The sequence below is a fragment of the Afipia massiliensis genome, assembly GCF_001006325.2.
Taxonomy (GTDB): Bacteria; Pseudomonadota; Alphaproteobacteria; order Rhizobiales; family Xanthobacteraceae; genus Afipia; species Afipia massiliensis_A.
On the sequence record NZ_LBIA02000001.1, the window covers coordinates 1,883,662 to 1,901,115 of the forward strand.

Sequence of the window (17,454 nt, forward strand, 5' to 3'; positions counted from 1 at the left end):
TTTAACGATTTCATCCCGATCGCGACATGCGCGGAGCATCTTCAAACCCCATATAGTATCGTTGATCGACGAATTGTGCGACATGTTGAGGCCTTCGAGGCAATCACACCGCGAGTCAGCGATTCGGGCTTCTTTCGTTCCTTAAGCGTTCCAAATCTTAAGTTGCGACGTGAATAGCGTCGCATTGTGAGACACTTCCAGTCACTGCCTGCGGCGTCCGCGTCGTGTGCGTCATGCGGACCTTGTGATTATGCCCTTGTCGTCTTCCGCCCCGCTGTTTTCGAATGAGCGTGCTCCCGGCGCCGGTGTCACCGCGGTGCTCGGCCCCACCAACACCGGCAAGACCCATCTGGCGATTGAGCGGCTGCTGGCGCATTCGTCCGGAATCATCGGCCTGCCGCTGCGGCTGCTGGCGCGCGAGGTCTACAACAAGATCGCCGCGCGGGCCGGTGCCGATGCCGTGGCGCTGATCACCGGCGAGGAGAAGATCAAGCCGCCGAGGGCGCGGTACTGGGTCTCCACAGTCGAGGCGATGCCGCGCGATCTCGATGTGTCGTTTCTGGCGGTGGATGAAATCCAGATCGCGTCTGATCTGGAGCGCGGCCACGTTTTCACCGACAAGATTCTGAACCGGCGCGGGCGCGATGAAACCCTGCTGCTGGGCGCGGCCACCATGCGGCCGATCATCGAGCGGTTACTGCCCGGCGCCAACATCGTCACGCGGCCGCGGCTGTCGCAGCTCGAATTCGCCGGTGACCGCAAGATCACGCGGCAGCCTAGACGTACTGCTATCGTCGCGTTCTCCGCCGACGAGGTTTACGCCATCGCCGAACTGATCCGGCGTCAGCATGGCGGCGCTGCAGTGGTGCTGGGCTCGCTGTCGCCGCGCACCCGCAATGCGCAGGTGGAGATGTTCCAGTCCGGCGACGTCGATTATCTTGTGGCCACCGATGCGGTGGGGATGGGTCTCAACCTCGATGTCGATCATGTCGCGTTCGCATCCGACCGCAAATACGACGGCTATCAGTTCCGCCGGCTGACGCCTTCGGAGTTTGCGCAGATCGCGGGCCGCGCCGGTCGCGCCACGCGCGACGGCACGTTCGGAACCACGGGGCGCTGTGCGCCGTTCGAGCCCGAACTGGTCAATGCGCTGCAGAATCACACCTTCGACAGCGTCAAGATGCTGCAATGGCGGAACACGCGGCTGGATTTCTCGTCGCTGGGCGCGCTTCAGGTGTCGCTCGCGCTGGTGCCGAACCATGAGGTGCTGACGCGCGCGCCGATTGCCGAGGACATCCGCGTGCTCGAGCACGCGGCGCGCGATGAGGACGTTCGCGACATGGCCAAGGGTGCCGCCGCCGTCGAGCGGCTGTGGGAGGCCTGCCAGATTCCGGATTATCGCAAGCTCTCGCCGGCCGCGCATGCCGAGCTTGTCACCACCCTGTATGGGTTTTTGATGCGAAAGGGGCGGATTCCTGACAACTGGTTCGAGGCCCAGATCGCGCAAACCGACCGCACCGACGGCGATATCGACACATTATCGGCCCGGATTGCCCAGATCCGGACCTGGACATTCGCGGCAAATCGTCCCGATTGGCTGGTGGACCCCGAGCGCTGGCAGGGAATTGCCCGTGGGGTCGAGGATAAATTGTCAGATGCCCTGCATGAACGGCTAACTGAGCGTTTCGTTGATCGCCGGACCAGTGTATTGATGCGGCGCTTACGGGAAAACACGATGCTGAATACTGAGATTGGGAAGACGGGCGAAGTGATCGTAGAGGGCCATATGATTGGCCGTCTCGATGGATTCATGTTCGCGCCGGAGTCGGCGGAAGCGGGCTCAGATGCCAAGGCCTTGCAGGCTGCTGCACTGAAGGCACTGGCGGGCGAGATCGACGCGCGCGCCGAAAAGCTGTCGAAGGCGCCGGACGATCAGTTCGTACTGACATCCGACGGGACGTTGCGCTGGACCGGCGATGCCGTCGCCAAGCTGGTCGCCGCCGACGACGTGCTGCATCCCCGCATCCGGATCATCGCCGATGAGCGCCTGACCGGCCCGTCGCGCGAGGCTGTGCAGACGCGGCTCGATCTGTGGCTCAAGACGCATATCGAAAAGATTCTCGGCCCGATGTTCGAACTGTCGAAGGCCGAAGACATCACCGGCATCGCGCGCGGCATCGCCTTCCAGTTGATCGAGGCGCTCGGTGTGCTGGAACGGCCGAAGATCGCCGCGGAGATGAAGGATCTCGACCAGCCGTCGCGCGCAAGTCTGCGCAAGTACGGCGTGCGGTTCGGCGCGTACCATATTTTCTTTCCCGCGCTGCTCAAGCCCGCAGCGCGCGGACTGGCGTCGCTGCTCTGGGCGCTGAAGCGCGATGATGTGGACTGGTCGGCGCTGACCGGCGGGCAGCATCTGGCCGCCAGCGGGCGCACGTCCTTCCCTGCGGACAAGGCGCTGGATCAGGAAGCTTACCGCACGCTCGGCTACAAGCTGTGCGGCGACCGCGCGGTGCGCGTCGATATTCTGGAACGCCTCGCCGATCTTATTCGTCCTGCGCTGTCGTGGCGTCCCGGTTCATCGGGCGAGAAGCCGGCAGGCGCATTCGATGGCCGCTCGTTCATCGCGACGCAGGCCATGACATCGCTGACCGGTTCGGCCGGTGACGATTTCGCCTCGATCCTGAAGGCGCTCGGCTACCGCATGGAAAAGCGGCCGCCGCTGCCGGTCGAGGTTGCGCCGCCTGTGGCGCCCGCAGAGACGCCGGCGGAAACCGCTGCAGGCTCTGAAGCTGTTCCGACCGACGCTGTTGCGACGGAAGTGGTTGCTGCTGAGCCGGAGGCGGCTGCGGCGACGGAGTCGATCGCCGACATCACCAATGAAGCGGAAGCCGCTGCCGAGACCGTGGCTGCGGATGCCACCGCAACGCGGTTGCCGGAGATTGAGTTCGCTCCGGCAACGGAAGCTGCGGAGCCCGCAATTGAAGCCGCAGCGGATGACTCTGCCGCAGAACCAGTTGCTGCAACCGAAACTGCGGCCGACGTTGCGGCCGAAGCAACTGCACCTGACGCGACTGAAGCTGCTCCCGCAGAACCGGTGCTGGTCGAAGTCTGGCGGCCCGGTGGGCGTTCCGAGGAACGCAGGCCGCGTCATGACCGCAGCCGCTACAAGGGACCGGATAAATCCGCTGCACCGGCAGCCGAAGGTGAAGCCGCCGCCGAAGGCGACAAGCGCGAGCGCCATGGCCGCCATCGCCGTGACCGCAACAACGAGCATCGCCGTCCGCGCGGTGACGCTCCGGTGGTTGCCGCAGAAGGTGCTGACGCGGCACAGGCGCGTCCGCCGCGCGACGACAAGGGCGGCCGGCCGCCGCGTGAACACTTCAAGGGCAAGGACCGCAATCAGGATCGCGGACAGGACCGCAGCAAGGGCAAGTTCGACAAGCGCCGCGACAACCGCAAGGACGATCGTGATCGCAGCGGCGGTGCGCTTCGGACCTACGCGACCAGCGCCGCTCCGCGCGAACGTGATCGCCCCGCGGATCCGAACTCGCCTTTCGCAAAGCTGGCGGCGCTCAAGGAGCAGCTCGCGGGTAATCGCAAGGACTGATTTGGATCGGCAGCGCCTCGACAAGTGGCTGTGGCATGCGCGGGTGGTGAAAACCCGGACCGATGCTGCGGCCCTGGTCGCCAAGGGACGCGTCCGAATTAATGGAGCGCGTCAGACCTCGCCGGGTCATGCGGTGAAGGCAGGCGAGGTTCTCACCATCGCGCTCGACAGCCGGGTGCGGATTCTGAAGATCACCGGATTTATGGATCGGCGCGGAGATGCCACCGCCGCGCGAACCATTTACCTCGATTTGCAATCGCCGCCGGAATGACTAATTGCCAATGGTGGCCATGACGGCGTCCCTTGCAGCGCCGCACATCCTGCGCTACGCCAAACCTGAAAATGAGACTGTCCGGAGCCTTGGATGACGTACGTCGTCACTGAAAACTGCATCAAGTGCAAGTACATGGACTGCGTGGAAGTTTGCCCCGTGGATTGCTTCTACGAGGGCGAGAACATGCTGGTGATCCATCCGGACGAGTGCATCGACTGCGGCGTGTGCGAACCGGAGTGCCCTGCGGACGCGATCAAGCCCGATACCGAGCCGAGCCTCGAAAAATGGCTCGAGGTGAATGCGGACTACGCCAAGTCGTGGCCTAACATCACCCAGAAAAAGGACGCGCCGGACGACGCCAAGGAATTTGATGGCGTCGAAGGCAAGTTCGACAAATATTTTTCTGCCAATCCGGGTTCCGGCGACTGATTTGGCCTGCTGAGGCGTCCGATCTGTGGGTGTCGGCAGTTCCGCAGCGCGGATAACTTTTAACCCTACCGGCGATGAATACCGCCGCCGAGGCCGCCCAAGGCGCGCCGCGGGCCATAAATCATTGATTTTTGCGGGAAATGTGCTATTTTGGGCACATTCTAACGCCGAACCCCTTTTGCCCCGCGTTTAGGGCCCCGATGGGTTCCCGAGAAACCATTAAACAGGGGCGTGGCGGTTTCCACGCATAGGCGCTGTGTCAGACAAATCGCGTCATAAAAAGAACTCCAAAACAAACGACAAGGGTTCCAAGGATAAGGGCACCAAGAAGACGCTCGCGGCGAGCCGCAGCGCGTCCAAGAAGGATGCTCGCGCGTCCGCCACACCCTCAAAAAACAAAAGAAGCACAATGCCGAACAAAAAACCTGCCAAGACGTCCGCGAAGGCCCCCGCAAAGCCCGTTGCGAAGCCTTCGAAGACGGTGACGAAGCCTGTTGCCAAGACCGCTGCACCCAAGGCCCCCGTGAAGACCGTTGCCGGCAAGCCTGCCGCGAAGCCGGTTGCTGCTGCACCGCGCGTGGAGGAGCCGAAGAAGCCGTTGACCCAGCGTCAGGGCTTCAAGACCAATGAATTCGTGGTGTATCCGGCGCATGGCGTCGGCCAGATTCTCGCGATCGAAGAGCAGGAAATCGCCGGCGCGCGGCTTGAGCTTTTTGTGATCAACTTCATCAAGGACAAGATGACGTTGCGGGTGCCGACGGCGAAGGTCGCCAATGTCGGCATGCGCAAGCTGTCGGATCCCTCGCTCGTCAAGCGCGCACTGGAAACCCTCAAGGGCCGCGCGCGCATCAAGCGCACCATGTGGTCGCGCCGTGCGCAGGAATACGAAGCAAAGATCAATTCGGGCGACATCGTCGCGATTGCCGAAGTGGTGCGTGACCTGTTCCGCTCCGAGTCGCAGCCCGAGCAGTCCTACAGCGAACGGCAGCTTTACGAAGCCGCGCTCGATCGCCTGTCGCGCGAGATCGCCGTGGTTCAGCACGTCACCGAGACCGAAGCGGTCAAGGAGATCGAAGCCAACCTTGCCAAGAGCCCGCGTCGCGGCGCCAAGGCGGATGCTGACGCAGGTGCGGATGCAGCGGCTGATGAATCGGACGATGGCGACGGCGACGACTCGGTGTCGGCCGACGAAGCTGCCTGATCGGCCTCTAGCAATAATTTGGAATAAGAAAAGCCCGGCCACCGCGCCGGGCTTTTTGGTGCCGGGCTTTTTGCTGAAGGATCCTTGTCCGAAGATTCAGTCGACCACGATCTTCACGCGGTCGCGCGGCTTCAGGGTCGAGCGGGCATCGAGACCGTTCAGGACGCGGAATCGGTCGACCGGACGATCGACGCCCTGCATCCGGTGGGCCACCGATTCCACTGTATCGCCGGGCTGCACAGTGACGACTTTGATCCGCAGCGGCCGGGCCGCCTGGATCTCGGCCAGCGTGAGGCGCCGGAACGAATTCACCGTGTCGCGGAAGCTGCGATCGCCTTCCGGCGTTTTCTTCTTGGCCGCGAAAATGAAGCGATAGACGTCGCTGCCGAAACGCAGGGCGTAGATTCTGAACTGCCACTGATCGCCGCTGGCCGTCGCAGTCGCGGACGGAAAGCCATTGATGCTGGTATCCTCGGTCGACGACTTGTCGACGTTCTCCATCCAGCCGGAATTGAGATAGTCGCCGAGCGTCTGTTCCGCGGGGACCCGCACCACATCGAAGCGCATCGCCTGTGCGCCGCCTTCGCGCACGCCGACGACGGCCTGCGCCGTGTTCTCAAGCACGAACCCCTCCGGAACCTGGAACGTGAAGCCCAGCTTCGGATGCAGGAAGCGCCGCCCGCGCACAAAGCCTTCGCTCGGGTCTTCGCCGTAAACAAGATTGTCGATTGCGGAGAGATAGGCATCGCGATCACGTTCGCCGCCTTCCGGCGACGAATACTGACGCGCGCTCGACTGTGCGTTCTGCACCCGCTCCGGTGTCGCCGGGTGTGACGACAGAAAGTCCAGCGAACGCGGATCGGCGGGCGCACGGCCGGCCTTCAGCGCGGCGTTGCGCTCCATCGCGGTGAGAAAACGGGACGCGCCGAACGGATCGAACTTGGCGCGCGCTGCAATGCCGACGCCGATGCCGTCGGCTTCGAATTCCTGCGAGCGCGAAAAGCTTGCCATGGTCAGTTTGGTTTTCGCCAGCGCCAGCGCATTCATATCGGAATCGCTGCCCATGTCGGCGACCACGCGGGTGACGACGGCGGCCTGCTTGGCCTGATCCTCGCGGATCGCCGCATGCTTGGCCAAGACATGCGCCATCTCATGCGCGAGCACCGACGACAGTTCGGATGTATCGCTGGCGAGCGCGATCAGGCCGCGGGTGACATAAAGCTGTCCGGTCGGCAACGCGAAGGCATTGACCGCGCCGGAATTCAGGATCGTCACCTTGTAGGCGAGATCGGGCCGCTCGGACGCCGCGACGAGGCGATCGACGGTTTTGGTGATCAGGGCTTCCAGCCGCGGGTCGTCGTAGGATCCGCCATAGGACGCGAGTATGCGGCTATGCTCGCGTTCGGTCGCCGGAGTCTGGGCGGCGGGCTTGTTCGGCTTGATCGGTGCGAAGCTTGCGTTTGATGCGGTCTGGAATCGGCCGAGGTCGCCGCAGGCACTCAAACCCAACGACGCGCACAGGGCCGCCGCCGCGAAAACGCAGCGGGTGCTCCGTGGGTCTCGTTGGCTTGCAGGTGCCGCCACGTCTCTATTTACCCTCATCCTCAGGCACAAGTTCCCTTACGGCCAGATCGCCCGAGATCGTCCTGGCTGCGCCGATCAACTCGAGTTGCCCCGCGTGGGTGATTTCGATCCTCGGCCCGCCACGCTTCTCGATCCAGCCCCGAACTCGAATTCTCTTGCCTTTCAGGGACTTAAGGTCAATTCCAGCCGCTTCGACAGACGCTATCATGCGCCTTGAAATAGTCACGGCAAAGTCCCGTGTCCATCGGCGTCCGAAATTGACATAAAATGTCGCGCCGGCCAGCCGGGCCGACGAAACCGTCCCCTCCACCGCAGTAAAGCGTCCCAATCGAGCCAAAATATCGTCGGTGCTTTCCGCGTTTTTTAAGGCAGCGGAACCGGTCCAGATGCCGCGTCTTGCCGCACGCGCGGCAGCCTCGGCGGCCAGCAGCGCGCGGGAACATGCCGGGTCGCTGACGGTGGGCGACGCCAGCGCTTCGCCGCCCGTCAGCATCGCGAGTTGGATCGGCGTTGCCGATCCCTTCAAAGCGATAAAAGCCGGTTGCCGCCCGTAGCGATCCGGCGTGTCGTCGGAGCCGTACAGCGAGACGTCGCGGCCTTCGATCCGCGCGACCAGCATGGCCTTGCCGCGGTCCGTGCTGTCTGCAGCAAGCTCGATCCCGGCGAGGCGCACCTCGCGTCCGTCCTCAAGCCGAAAGGTTTTCGCATCGAGCACGCGGCTCACGCGGCCATCGCCCTGCAGCGCGAACGCGCATGCGGCAAGCGCCGGTTGAACGCAAGTACAGATGATCAACGCGATGCCTATCGCAAATCCTGCGATACGCTTCCCGCGTCTGCTCATCGGCGTCTCGCCATTAGAGGCCTGCCTGATTGCGCTCCATGTCTTTGCGAAGCGCGCCAACGTAGCTCTTGAAATCCACTTCCAGAGTGTACCGCGCCGAGTTCAGCCACGTCCGCTGCTTCTGCTCGTGGTGCGATCTGACTTCGCGTGCCATGTCCGCAGCAGAGGGCAGCGCCATTCTATCCGCAAGCGCCGCCGCGATCCATCGCGCCTGCACTTCGACCAGCGGAATTGTTGCGCCGATCGGCTGCACCAGACCGGCGAAATACAGCCCGGGCAGGCCGGGCGGTGTCATCCGCCGGTAGAGATCGACCATTTCGCCGTCCGTCACCGAAAACAGCGACGGCGTCAGGAACGGGAATGTCGTTTTGTAGCCGGTGGCGTAGATGATGGCGTCGAATGGCCCGCGCGACCCGTCCGCGAATTCGACGGCGTCGCCGGCAAGCTTCACCACATTCGGTTTGATGCCGACCCAGCCGTGGCCGAGATAGGGCAGCAGTTCCTGGCTGATGGTCGCATGTTCGCGCCACATCGGATGTTTCGGCTTCGGGATTCCGAACCGGCGCTGATCGCCCACGGCGACGTAAGCCAGCCGTGCCATGATCATGCGCGTCAGCAGTGTCGGGAATTTCAGCTTGCGGGAAAAGAATGCCGACCAGCGATCGGTCGGGATTCCCATCATGTACTTCGGCATCACGTGAGCGCCGGTCCGTGTCGAGAGCGTGACGCTCTTTGCGCGCTTGCAAAGATCGACCGCGATATCGACGGCGGAGTTGCCGATTCCGACGACGAGAACATTCTTGTCGTCGAATGGCGCGGCGGTGCGGTACTCACTGGAATGGATGGCGACGCCGTCGAACGTGCCGGGAAATGACGGCCAGCGTGGATTCCAGAGATGCCCGTTTGCGACCACGACGGCGCGGTAGTTTCGCGCATGGCCGTCGTCGGTTGTGACCCGCCAGCGGCCGTCATCGACTCTCTCGACGGATGTGACTTCGGTATTGAACGCGATCGCGGAGCGCACCTTGAAATGATCCGCGTAGGATTCGAGATAGGTCAGCAACTGCCGATGCGAGAGAAAGTCCGGCTGATCGGCGGGGATGGGGAAATCCGGATAGCCGAGATTGTTGCGGCTGGTGTCGATGTGCAGGCTGCGATAGGCGCAGGACAGGCCGTTGTCGTTCTCGTAGCGCCACATGCCGCCGAGATTCGATCCCTTCTCGAAGCAGTCGAAGGACAGTCCCTGGTCGCGCAATGCCTTGCCGACCGCAACGCCTGATGAGCCGGCGCCGATGATGCAGATGTCCGGTGCGGCCGTCGTCGTGTCATGCATTGCCGAGACTCTCGATGTAATGCCGGACGATGCTTTCGAAGCTGTCATCGCTTGAAATGCCGACGGTGGATGCCGTGCGCGAAACAAAGCCCTTGGGCCAGCTATCGACGATGGCTTCCAGCGTCGCGTCGGGCGCGAAGGTGATTTTTCCCAAACCGGATGGGTCCACGGTTCTCTTCAGCGCGGCAACGATGTCTGCCATGCTCACTGTCAGCGCCGGAAGGTTGATCGCGGTGATGCCGTTGAGTTTCGCGGATGTCACGTTGTGAATCGATATCAACCCTGCCACGACGGCGGCAACCGACACGACCGGGATGCGTGTCTCGCTTTTCAGCGGCACGGTGACATCGCGCCCCGCGACGGCATCGCGGACGATGGCAGCGACGCGATCCGAGACGGATGATGTCGGCGGGCCGGGATGCACGAGGACGATCGGCAGCCGCAACGAGCGGGCTGCGATCTCGCCGCGCCGGGTGGCGTCCGCGAGTATCAGCTCGGCGATCGACTTGTGCGTGCCATATGAGGTTTGCGGATGCTGGACCAAATCGTCGTCCACGACGTCGGGCAGGGCGCCGCCAAACACGGCAATCGAGCTCGGGAAAATGAACTTCGGCGGCGCCGTCTGCGAGCCGACCAGGGCGATGAGCTGCGCGAGCGCTGAGACATTCACATGCAGCGCGCGGTCAGGCTCATTTGCGGCCGCGCTGGTGAGCATGGCGGCGAGGTGGAACACACTGTCCGGCTGCCAATCTGCGATGCGTCGCAGGACGGCGTCATCCGATATGTCGCCCTGGATCTGCTCAACCTTGCTGTCCGAGTGAGTACGAAGATGCGAATCGACCAGCAGCATGCGATCGATCGCGCGCGGGATTCCGTGTCTGTCGGTCAGTCGTCCCGCACTCAGCAGTGCGCGCACAAGTTCGGATCCGATAAATCCGCCCGCTCCGGTAATTAAAACTCGCATGTTATTCCGTCTGGCGAAACGCGCGCCCGCAAACCGGGCTGGCGGCGCGCAAACTTGTAATTTCAACGGCGTGAGTCAAGGGCGGAGACTGCATGGCCTTGTCGCTGACGCATCGTTGCGTCATGATGAAATCCAAGCAAGATGCCGCCGGCGCAGGCGCGCCATAACGGGAGACACCTTTGAAGAAAATTATCGCAACCCTCATTTCATCCGCTGTCGTGCTCGGCTCAAGCGCCGCCATGGCGCAGGGCAAGCCGCCGCTGAAGCTCGGCGCGATCCTCGACATGTCGGGTCTTTACGCCGATATCACCGGCGTCGGCAGCGAGACCGCGGCCAAGATGGCGGCGGAAGATTTCGGCGGCGAAGTGCTCGGCCGCAAGATCGAGATCATCGCGGCGGATCATTTGAACAAGGCGGATCTGTCGTCGAGCATTGCCCGCGACATGTTCGACAATCAGGGCGTCGAAGCGATTGTCGACGTTGCGGCATCGGCCACCGCGCTTGCCGCCAACGAGATCGCCAAGGCGCGCAACAAGATCATCATCTTCAATGGTCCGGGCTCGGTTCGCTTGACGAACGAGGCGTGCGGTCCATATTCCGTCCACTACGTCTTCGATACCTTCGGGCAGGCCAACTCCACCGGCCTTGCGGCTGTGAAGGCGGGGCTCGACACCTGGTACTTCCTTCAGGCTGACTATGCATTCGGACAGGATCTTGAAAAGGATACGTCCGCCGTCGTGACCAAGATGGGCGGCAAGGTGCTCGGCACCGTCAAGCATCCGCTCAATACGTCGGATTTCTCATCCTTCCTGCTGCAGGCGCAGGGATCGAAGGCGAAAGTCGTCGGTCTTGCCAACGCCGGCGGCGACACCATCAACGCGATCAAGCAGGCTGCGGAGTTCGGCCTGATGAAGGGCGGACAGAAGGTCTCGCCGCTGCTGGCCTTCATCACCGACGTCGACAGCATCGGTCTTGAAACCGCGCAGGGACTGGTGCTGGCGGAAGCGTTCTACTGGGACATGAATGACGAGACGCGTGCGTTCACCAAGCGCTTCATGGACAAGGTCAAGCGCGTGCCCACCTCGGCGCAGGCCGGCGTCTACTCATCGGTCACTCACTATCTCAAGGCGGTGAAGGAAGCGGGCACCACCGACTCCGCCGCTGTGATGAAGGTCATGAAGTCGACGCCGATCAACGACATGTTCGCCAAGGGCGGCAAGATCCGCGAAGACGGCCGCATGATCCACGACATGTATCTGTTCGAGGTGAAGAAGCCGTCGGAATCGAAGGGGCGCTGGGACGACTACAAGCTCCTCGCCACCATCCCGGGCGACCAGGCCTTCCAGTCGCTGGACGCATCGCGCTGCCCGCTGATCAAGAAGTAGCTCCATCATAATTGCATCAAGCGCCGGCTCCGGCCGGCGCTTGATGGCTGCCCAACACAGGAGGTCCCCATGAGTGGCACGGTTTTGCAGAGTCTCGATCGCGGTCTGTTGACGATCACGATGAACCGGCCCGAACGGCGCAACGCGATCAACGCGGAAATGTCGGCGGATCTCATCGAGGCGGCGCGGCGGGCGGCGGACGACACCGAGGTCCGCGCCGTGCTCCTGCGCGGCGCCAACGGCACGTTCTGTGTCGGCGGCGACGTCAAGTCGATGGCCGAGAACAAGTCTGAACTCACTTATGAGACGAAGCGCGCCAATCTGCGGCGCGGCATGGAAATCTCGCGACTGCTGCATGAATTGCCGAAGCCGGTCGTGGCGCAGATCGACGGTGCGGCGGCAGGCGCGGGCCTGTCGATCGCGCTGTCCTGCGATCTGCGTGTCGCCGGTGCATCGGCCAAGATCACGACGGCGTTTGCCAAGGTCGGCTTCTCCGGCGATTACGGCGGCACCTATTTCCTGACGCAGATGCTCGGCAGCGCCAAGGCACGCGAGCTGTATCTGATGTCACCCGTTCTCACGGCGCAGGAAGCGCTTGCACTCGGGATGGTCACCAAGGTTGTCCCGGATGCCGATGTGGCGGACGCCGCGACTGAACTCGCCATGTCACTGGCGCAGGGGCCGACCGTGACGCTGGGCTACATCAAGCGCAACATCAACAACGCGGAAACCCTGTCGCTCGAAGCCTGCTTCGACGCCGAGTCCGCGCATCACACCCGCTGTTCGGAAACGGCCGATCATCGCGAAGCCGCGAAGGCCTTCATGGAAAAGCGCGCCGCGGTGTTCAAGGGGCATTAGGGCACTTCATAAAGTGGGCACCGGTCTCAGACATGCCCACCAAAAACAAGACATCGGACAACGGGAGCGCTTGCAGATGACCGACGCGATCAGGATGCGGCAAATCTGTCTGGTCGCGCCGCACCTCGAGCCGGTGGTCGGCGACATCGCGGCGATCATGGGGCTGACGGTCTGTCACCGCGATCCCAATGTGGCGCGCTACGGCCTGGAAAACGCGCTGCTCCCGGTCGACACCATCCTGCTTGAGGTCGTCGCTCCGTTTCGTGAGGGGACTGCTGCCGGGCGTTTCATCGACAAGACCGGCGGCCGCGGCGGCTACATGGCCATCCTGTCCTGTCCAGATCCGCGCGAACGTCAGGCCAATGCTGAAAGCATGAAGGTGCGGATTTCTCACGTCATCGATCGGCCGCCATATCTCGGCGTTCAGCTTCATCCCCGCGATTGCCGCGCCGCTTTCATCGAGTTCAATCACACCACGGGCAGCGACAACATTCGCGGCGCCTATCCGCCGGCCGGGCCTGACTGGCACAAGTCGATCCGCGACGATGTGACGACGGCGCTGACGGAAGTTATCCTGACAAGCCCCGATCCACGCGGGCTCGCGGATCACTGGAGCCGCATCATCGGCATTCCCGCGACCGGCACCGAGATTGTTCTGGTCAATTGCCGGATTCAGTTTGTGGAAGGCGACAGCGAGATCATGAGCGGGCTTACTTTTCGTGTCCGCGACCCGGCTGCGGTGCTGCGCGCCGCGCAGGAAAAAGGCCATGCAGTGACCGGAAATTCGTTCGGCCTCGGCGGCGTCGATTTTCGTATCACCGCCTGAGCCGCGACGACGTGCCCCAACACCCGCTGGACACATTCTTTTCACCGAAAAGCATCGCAATCATCGGCGCGTCGCGGGACGACAAGAAAATTCCCGGCATGTTGCTGACGTTTCTGCGCAGGAACGGATTTTCTGGAGATATCTATCCGGTCAATCCCTCCTATGACAGCATCGGCGATCTTCGCTGTTATCCGTCGATCACAGCGATTGGAGCGCCGGTCGATCTCGCCATCGTGATCATTCCGGCGCGTGCGGTTCTCGGCGCCCTGCAGGAATGCGCGGCAGCGGGGGCGAAGAACGCGATTGTCATTTCCTCAGGCTTCGCGGAGGAGGGCGGCGAGAGCGCCGGCATCCAGGCCGAGATCGCGCAGCTTGCGAAGCGCACCGGCATGCGCATCTCGGGGCCGAATGCCGAAGGCTTCTACAACGAACCGCAGCGCATCGCCGCCACTTTCAGCCCGACGGTCGACGTCAATCCGGAGGCGCCACGGCTGCTGGCGACACCGCGCCGTGTCGGCATCATCGCCCAAAGCGGTGGCATCGGCTTTGGGATCTACAATCGCGCCAAGGCGATGGGCGTCGCCGTCAGCAACGTCATCAGTACGGGCAACGAGTCCGATCTCGCCGCCGGTGAGTTTCTCGACTACATGGCGCAGGACGCCAACACCGACGTGATCCTGATGTTCATCGAGGGCATCCGTGATCCCGAGATGTTTGTCTCGGCGGCGCGGCGCGCCGCGGAGGCCGGCAAGCCGGTGATTGTTACCAAGGTCGGCCGCTCGGGCGCGGGCGAACGTGCGGCGGCCTCTCACACCGCGAGCATGGCAGGCTGGACGGCGGCATACGATGCCGTGTTCGCCAAATACGGTTTCATTGTTTCCAACGATCTCGATGAGGCGGTTGCGATCGCCGCCGCATTCGCCACCGCGCCGCTGCCGCGTGGCGACCGTGTTGCCATCGTCACCGTATCGGGCGGCGCGGGCGCGTGGGTGGCGGATACGCTCGCGGCGGAAGGCCTGCAGATTCCGGAGCTTTCGCAAACGCTGCAAACGCAGGTTCGCGCGCTGATCCCGTCCTACGGCTCGCCGCGTAATCCCGTCGACATCACGGCGCAGGCGGTTCACAGCGGCGGCCTGCAGAAGGTCATCGAACTGCTCGAGCAATCCGATGACATCGACGCGATTGTCGTTGTGGTGTCGCTGGCGAGTGAAACGCGCATCCCGGTCAAGCGCGACGAGATCAAGCCGCTGATCGATGCCCAGCGAAAGCCGATCCTGTTCTTCACCTACACCTTGCCGTCGCAGTTCGCGCGCACGGAACTGGCTGGCTCCGGTATCGTGGCGTTTTCGGGTATCGCCGCGCTCGGCCGGGCCGTCAGCCGCCTTGTGAGCCGGAGCAGGTTTGCTCTTTCGCCCCGCGCGGAGGCTGCTTCCCCGCGTCTGACGCTTTCCGAAAGCGCCGTGCCCGAACGCCTCTCTGAGCATGAGAGCAAGGCGCTGCTGCGCGACGTCGGGATTGCGGTGCCGCAGGAAAGCCTCGTGCATGACCAGGCCCAACTCGCGGCCGTGCTTTCCGGTATGGATTTTCCGGTGGTGATGAAAATCCAGTCCCGCGACATTCCGCACAAGAGCGAAGCTGGCGGCGTGCGGGTCAACATCCGTAATGCCGATGACGCGGCTGCGGCTTTCGGCGATCTGATCGCAAACGCATCCCGGTTCAAGCCGGACGCCGAGATACAGGGCGTGCTGGTGGGGCCGATGGCGCAGCCCGGCGTCGAGATGATCGTCGGCACCGTCAACGACGCGACGTTCGGTCCCATCGTGATGGCCGGGCTTGGCGGCATCGCGACCGAACTGTTCAGGGACGTGGTCTATCGGCCGGCGCCGGTCGATGAGGCGGAAGCCGCCGCGATGATCGGTGAGCTCAAATCAGTGGCGCTGCTCCACGGATTTCGCGGGGCGGCGAAAGCCGACACGGGCGCGCTCGCAAGGCTGATCGCGCAGATGTCCGAGCTGGCCTTCGCGCTGAAGGATCGTGTGTCGGAGATCGAGATCAATCCGGTCCGCGTGCACGAGGAAGGTGCCGGCATCACCATCGTCGATGCGTTGATTGCCGGAAAGGCCGCCGCTCCAGGCTGATTTCGCCGGACGAACATGGCGGGGCCGTTGCGCATCTGCCATTCGCATGCCGAAGCAGCCGGAAAATCGCTGTCACGGCCGGAAATTGGCCGCTAGATTGCGCGCGCAACGACAGCCTCGCAAGAAGGACAAGAGATGGCCAAGGATGGATTGACGGTAATTGTAACAGGCTCCGCATCGGGTCTCGGCGCGGCGTCCGCCGTGTTGCTGGCGAAACAGGGCGCGCGCCTCGTCATCAACTATTCGTCGAGCCAGAAGGAAGCCGAGCAGACCGCGGATGAATGCCGAAGCGCGGGCGCAGCCGACGTTGTGGTCGTGCAAGGCGACGTGTCGCGCGATGAGGACTGCAGGAAAATCGTGGCCGCCGCGGCGCCATGGGGGCGGCTCGACGGCCTGATCAACAATGCGGGCACGACCAAGCATGTCGATCATGGCGATCTCGAAGGCCTGTCGGCGGAAGACTTTCAGCGCATCTACGGTGTCAACACCATCGGGCCGTTTCAGATGGTCCGCGCGGCGCGCGCGCTGCTGGAGGCTGGTGCGAAGCATTCCGGCCGCAGCTCGTCGGTTGTCAATGTCTCGTCGATTGCCGGGATCGCCGGCATCGGATCGTCCGTCGCCTATGTCGCAAGCAAGGGCGCGCTGAACAGCATCACCCTTTCACTGTCACGCGCGCTCGCGCCGCTGATCCGCGTCAATGCAGTTTGTCCCGGCTATATCGATACGCCATGGTTCACCAAGGGCCGGGGTCCCGAGCTGGCGGGAAAGATTCGCCAGATGGTGACGGATCAGTCACCGCTTCAGATGGCGACAACGGCACACGATGTCGCCGAACTCGTTTGTTTTCTTGCGAGCCCGGCGTCGCGCAGCATCACCGGGGAAATCATGCGGATCGATGCGGGCGCGCACCTCGGACCAGCCGTTCTACCAAAGCGGACCTGATCCGGCGTCCTGAGCGCAGGACGAATAATCCTGCCGCTCAGACCTTGTTGCCGGGGTCGGACACGACCCCGCGTGCAACCAGTCTGTTCCAGATAAACAGCACGATCAGCGCGCCGATGGTGGCGGTGATAAACCCGGCGCCCTGGCTCGGGCTGTAGAAGCCGATAGCCTGACCGATGAAGGTTGCCAGGAACGCGCCGGCGATGCCGAGCACCATCGTCAGGATGAAGCCTGTCGGATTGTTCGGACCGGGTGACAAAAGCCGTGCAATAAAACCTGCGACCAGTCCGACGAAAAGAACATAAAGCATTGCTGGGATCCTTCGTGCTTGAATTCAAAGAGACGCTGGCCGGTCAGCGTGGAGCGAAACATCACTCCACGCTGTCGTGACGCCAATCAAATCCAGCGCGAGGCTTCGCGCTCGGTCGGCAGTCGGCCATCGGGCGTCAGCTGATTGATGACGTCGGGCAGCTGTCTCGCGAGACCCGCAAGCAGTTCATCGCGCGACAGCCCGGTTTGCGATGTCAGCGTGCTGATCTGGTCCGCACCGAGCGCGGAGGCGAGATCGTTGGGCGAGATCTGCTTGTTCGGGCCGGGGCTGACCCACGAATTCGCGGTCTCGGTCTGGCCCTTTTCCTGAAATTGCTTCAGCAGATCATTCAGCCCGCCGCTGAGAACGCTGCCTGCTGCGCCGCCTGCCAGCAATCCGCCGAGAGCGCCGCCGAGCGGGCCTTTCATCAGGTCGCCAAGACCACCACTAAGCCCGCCACCAAGGCCGCCGGTGCTGGCGGTTGTCGTTCCGGGCAACGGTGTCGGCGTGGATGGCGAAGGCGCGTTGCCCGCCGGGCTCGCCCCGGATTGGCTCCCGCCAATGTGTTTGACTGCCTTGTAGGCAAGAAGGGCAAGGATCGCCATGGTCATTGGCGACATCCTGCCGCTGCTTTCGCCCGGTGCGCTTGGCTCGCTTGGTCCGCGAGGTCCGTTCTGCATGCCGTTGAGAATGTCGAGCAAACCCATCGTTATCTCCTATGGAACGCCCACCCTGCGTGAAGACTAGTGTTTCGGCATGACG

General features: G+C 63.1%; 15 protein-coding genes. 9 read left to right on the plus strand and 6 right to left on the minus strand.

Annotated features, from left to right (window positions below):
• Positions 1–250 precede the first annotated feature (250 nt).
• The 4 genes from YH63_RS08910 (at position 251) to YH63_RS08925 (ending at position 5,511) form a co-directional block, all read left to right on the plus strand.
• The gene (locus YH63_RS08910) at positions 251–3,607 is read left to right on the plus strand and encodes a helicase-related protein (RefSeq protein WP_046827909.1); all 3,357 of its coding nucleotides are present in this window, start codon (positions 251–253) and stop codon (positions 3,605–3,607) included.
• Position 3,608: 1 nt separating this feature from the next.
• Positions 3,609–3,878 carry an RNA-binding S4 domain-containing protein gene (locus YH63_RS08915; RefSeq protein WP_046827908.1) on the plus strand — a complete coding sequence of 90 codons (270 nt, stop codon included), beginning with the start codon at positions 3,609–3,611 and terminating at the stop codon, positions 3,876–3,878.
• 93 nt (positions 3,879–3,971) lie between these two features.
• Positions 3,972–4,310 carry a ferredoxin FdxA gene (fdxA, locus tag YH63_RS08920; RefSeq protein WP_046827907.1) on the plus strand — a complete coding sequence of 113 codons (339 nt, stop codon included), beginning with the start codon at positions 3,972–3,974 and terminating at the stop codon, positions 4,308–4,310.
• A gap of 409 nt (positions 4,311–4,719) precedes the next feature.
• On the plus strand, positions 4,720–5,511 hold the full coding sequence (locus YH63_RS08925) for a CarD family transcriptional regulator (protein ID WP_283809698.1): 792 nt from the start codon (positions 4,720–4,722) through the stop codon (positions 5,509–5,511).
• A gap of 96 nt (positions 5,512–5,607) precedes the next feature.
• Here the strand turns inward: YH63_RS08925 and YH63_RS08930 are convergent, their stop codons facing one another.
• From YH63_RS08930 to YH63_RS08945, 4 genes are read right to left on the minus strand one after another with little or no spacing between them, the layout of a single operon-like run.
• Complete coding sequence (locus tag YH63_RS08930; protein ID WP_046827906.1) at positions 5,608–7,095, minus strand: M48 family metalloprotease; 1,488 nt, start codon at positions 7,093–7,095, stop codon at positions 5,608–5,610.
• Positions 7,096–7,099: 4 nt separating this feature from the next.
• On the minus strand, positions 7,100–7,936 hold the full coding sequence (locus tag YH63_RS08935) for a thermonuclease family protein (RefSeq protein WP_046827905.1): 837 nt from the start codon (positions 7,934–7,936) through the stop codon (positions 7,100–7,102).
• Between the two features lie 13 nt (positions 7,937–7,949).
• Positions 7,950–9,269: a flavin-containing monooxygenase gene (locus tag YH63_RS08940; protein WP_046827904.1), complete on the minus strand. Its 1,320-nt coding sequence runs from the start codon at positions 9,267–9,269 to the stop codon at positions 7,950–7,952.
• Positions 9,262–10,233, minus strand: coding sequence for an NAD-dependent epimerase/dehydratase family protein (locus tag YH63_RS08945; protein WP_046827903.1), 972 nt, complete (start codon positions 10,231–10,233; stop codon positions 9,262–9,264). The genes YH63_RS08940 and YH63_RS08945 overlap by 8 nt, the downstream gene beginning before the upstream one ends.
• Positions 10,234–10,472: 239 nt before the next feature.
• On the opposite strand from YH63_RS08945, the gene YH63_RS08950 reads away from it, so the two are divergent.
• The 5 genes from YH63_RS08950 to YH63_RS08970 all read left to right on the plus strand — a co-directional run bounded on the left by YH63_RS08950 (position 10,473) and on the right by YH63_RS08970 (position 16,382).
• Positions 10,473–11,618 (plus strand): ABC transporter substrate-binding protein, encoded by a 1,146-nt coding sequence (locus tag YH63_RS08950; protein WP_433995114.1) that lies wholly within the window; start codon positions 10,473–10,475, stop codon positions 11,616–11,618.
• A gap of 69 nt (positions 11,619–11,687) precedes the next feature.
• A complete protein-coding gene (locus YH63_RS08955; RefSeq protein WP_046827901.1) occupies positions 11,688–12,476 on the plus strand; it encodes an enoyl-CoA hydratase in 789 nt (262 codons plus the stop codon).
• A 76-nt stretch (positions 12,477–12,552) separates the two neighbouring features.
• Positions 12,553–13,302, plus strand: coding sequence for a hypothetical protein (locus YH63_RS08960; protein ID WP_046827900.1), 750 nt, complete (start codon positions 12,553–12,555; stop codon positions 13,300–13,302).
• Between the two features lie 11 nt (positions 13,303–13,313).
• Entirely contained in the window at positions 13,314–15,440 is a 2,127-nt protein-coding gene (locus tag YH63_RS08965) for an acetate--CoA ligase family protein (protein WP_046827899.1), read from the plus strand.
• Positions 15,441–15,575: 135 nt separating this feature from the next.
• Entirely contained in the window at positions 15,576–16,382 is an 807-nt protein-coding gene (locus YH63_RS08970; protein ID WP_046827898.1) for an SDR family NAD(P)-dependent oxidoreductase, read from the plus strand.
• A 37-nt stretch (positions 16,383–16,419) separates the two neighbouring features.
• Here the strand turns inward: YH63_RS08970 and YH63_RS08975 are convergent, their stop codons facing one another.
• Positions 16,420–16,692, minus strand: a complete 273-nt coding sequence (locus YH63_RS08975) for a GlsB/YeaQ/YmgE family stress response membrane protein (protein ID WP_046827897.1) — start codon at positions 16,690–16,692, stop codon at positions 16,420–16,422.
• 86 nt (positions 16,693–16,778) lie between these two features.
• Positions 16,779–17,399 (minus strand): YidB family protein, encoded by a 621-nt coding sequence (locus tag YH63_RS08980; protein WP_046827896.1) that lies wholly within the window; start codon positions 17,397–17,399, stop codon positions 16,779–16,781.
• Positions 17,400–17,454: the final 55 nt, after the last annotated feature.

Excerpts from the sequence above, each read along its gene's own strand:
- YH63_RS08910 (WP_046827909.1), top strand. The coding sequence starts at position 251 with ATGCCCTTGTCGTCTTCCGCCCCGCTGTTTTCGAATGAGCGTGCTCCC.
- fdxA (WP_046827907.1), top strand. The coding sequence starts at position 3,972 with ATGACGTACGTCGTCACTGAAAACTGCATCAAGTGCAAGTACATGGAC.
- YH63_RS08925 (WP_283809698.1), top strand. The coding sequence starts at position 4,720 with ATGCCGAACAAAAAACCTGCCAAGACGTCCGCGAAGGCCCCCGCAAAG.
- YH63_RS08935 (WP_046827905.1), bottom strand. The coding sequence starts at position 7,936 with ATGAGCAGACGCGGGAAGCGTATCGCAGGATTTGCGATAGGCATCGCG.
- YH63_RS08940 (WP_046827904.1), bottom strand. The coding sequence starts at position 9,269 with ATGCATGACACGACGACGGCCGCACCGGACATCTGCATCATCGGCGCC.
- YH63_RS08945 (WP_046827903.1), bottom strand. The coding sequence starts at position 10,233 with ATGCGAGTTTTAATTACCGGAGCGGGCGGATTTATCGGATCCGAACTT.
- YH63_RS08950 (WP_433995114.1), top strand. The coding sequence starts at position 10,473 with ATGGCGCAGGGCAAGCCGCCGCTGAAGCTCGGCGCGATCCTCGACATG.
- YH63_RS08955 (WP_046827901.1), top strand. The coding sequence starts at position 11,688 with ATGAGTGGCACGGTTTTGCAGAGTCTCGATCGCGGTCTGTTGACGATC.
- YH63_RS08960 (WP_046827900.1), top strand. The coding sequence starts at position 12,553 with ATGACCGACGCGATCAGGATGCGGCAAATCTGTCTGGTCGCGCCGCAC.
- YH63_RS08970 (WP_046827898.1), top strand. The coding sequence starts at position 15,576 with ATGGCCAAGGATGGATTGACGGTAATTGTAACAGGCTCCGCATCGGGT.
- YH63_RS08975 (WP_046827897.1), bottom strand. The coding sequence starts at position 16,692 with ATGCTTTATGTTCTTTTCGTCGGACTGGTCGCAGGTTTTATTGCACGG.
- YH63_RS08980 (WP_046827896.1), bottom strand. The coding sequence starts at position 17,399 with ATGGGTTTGCTCGACATTCTCAACGGCATGCAGAACGGACCTCGCGGA.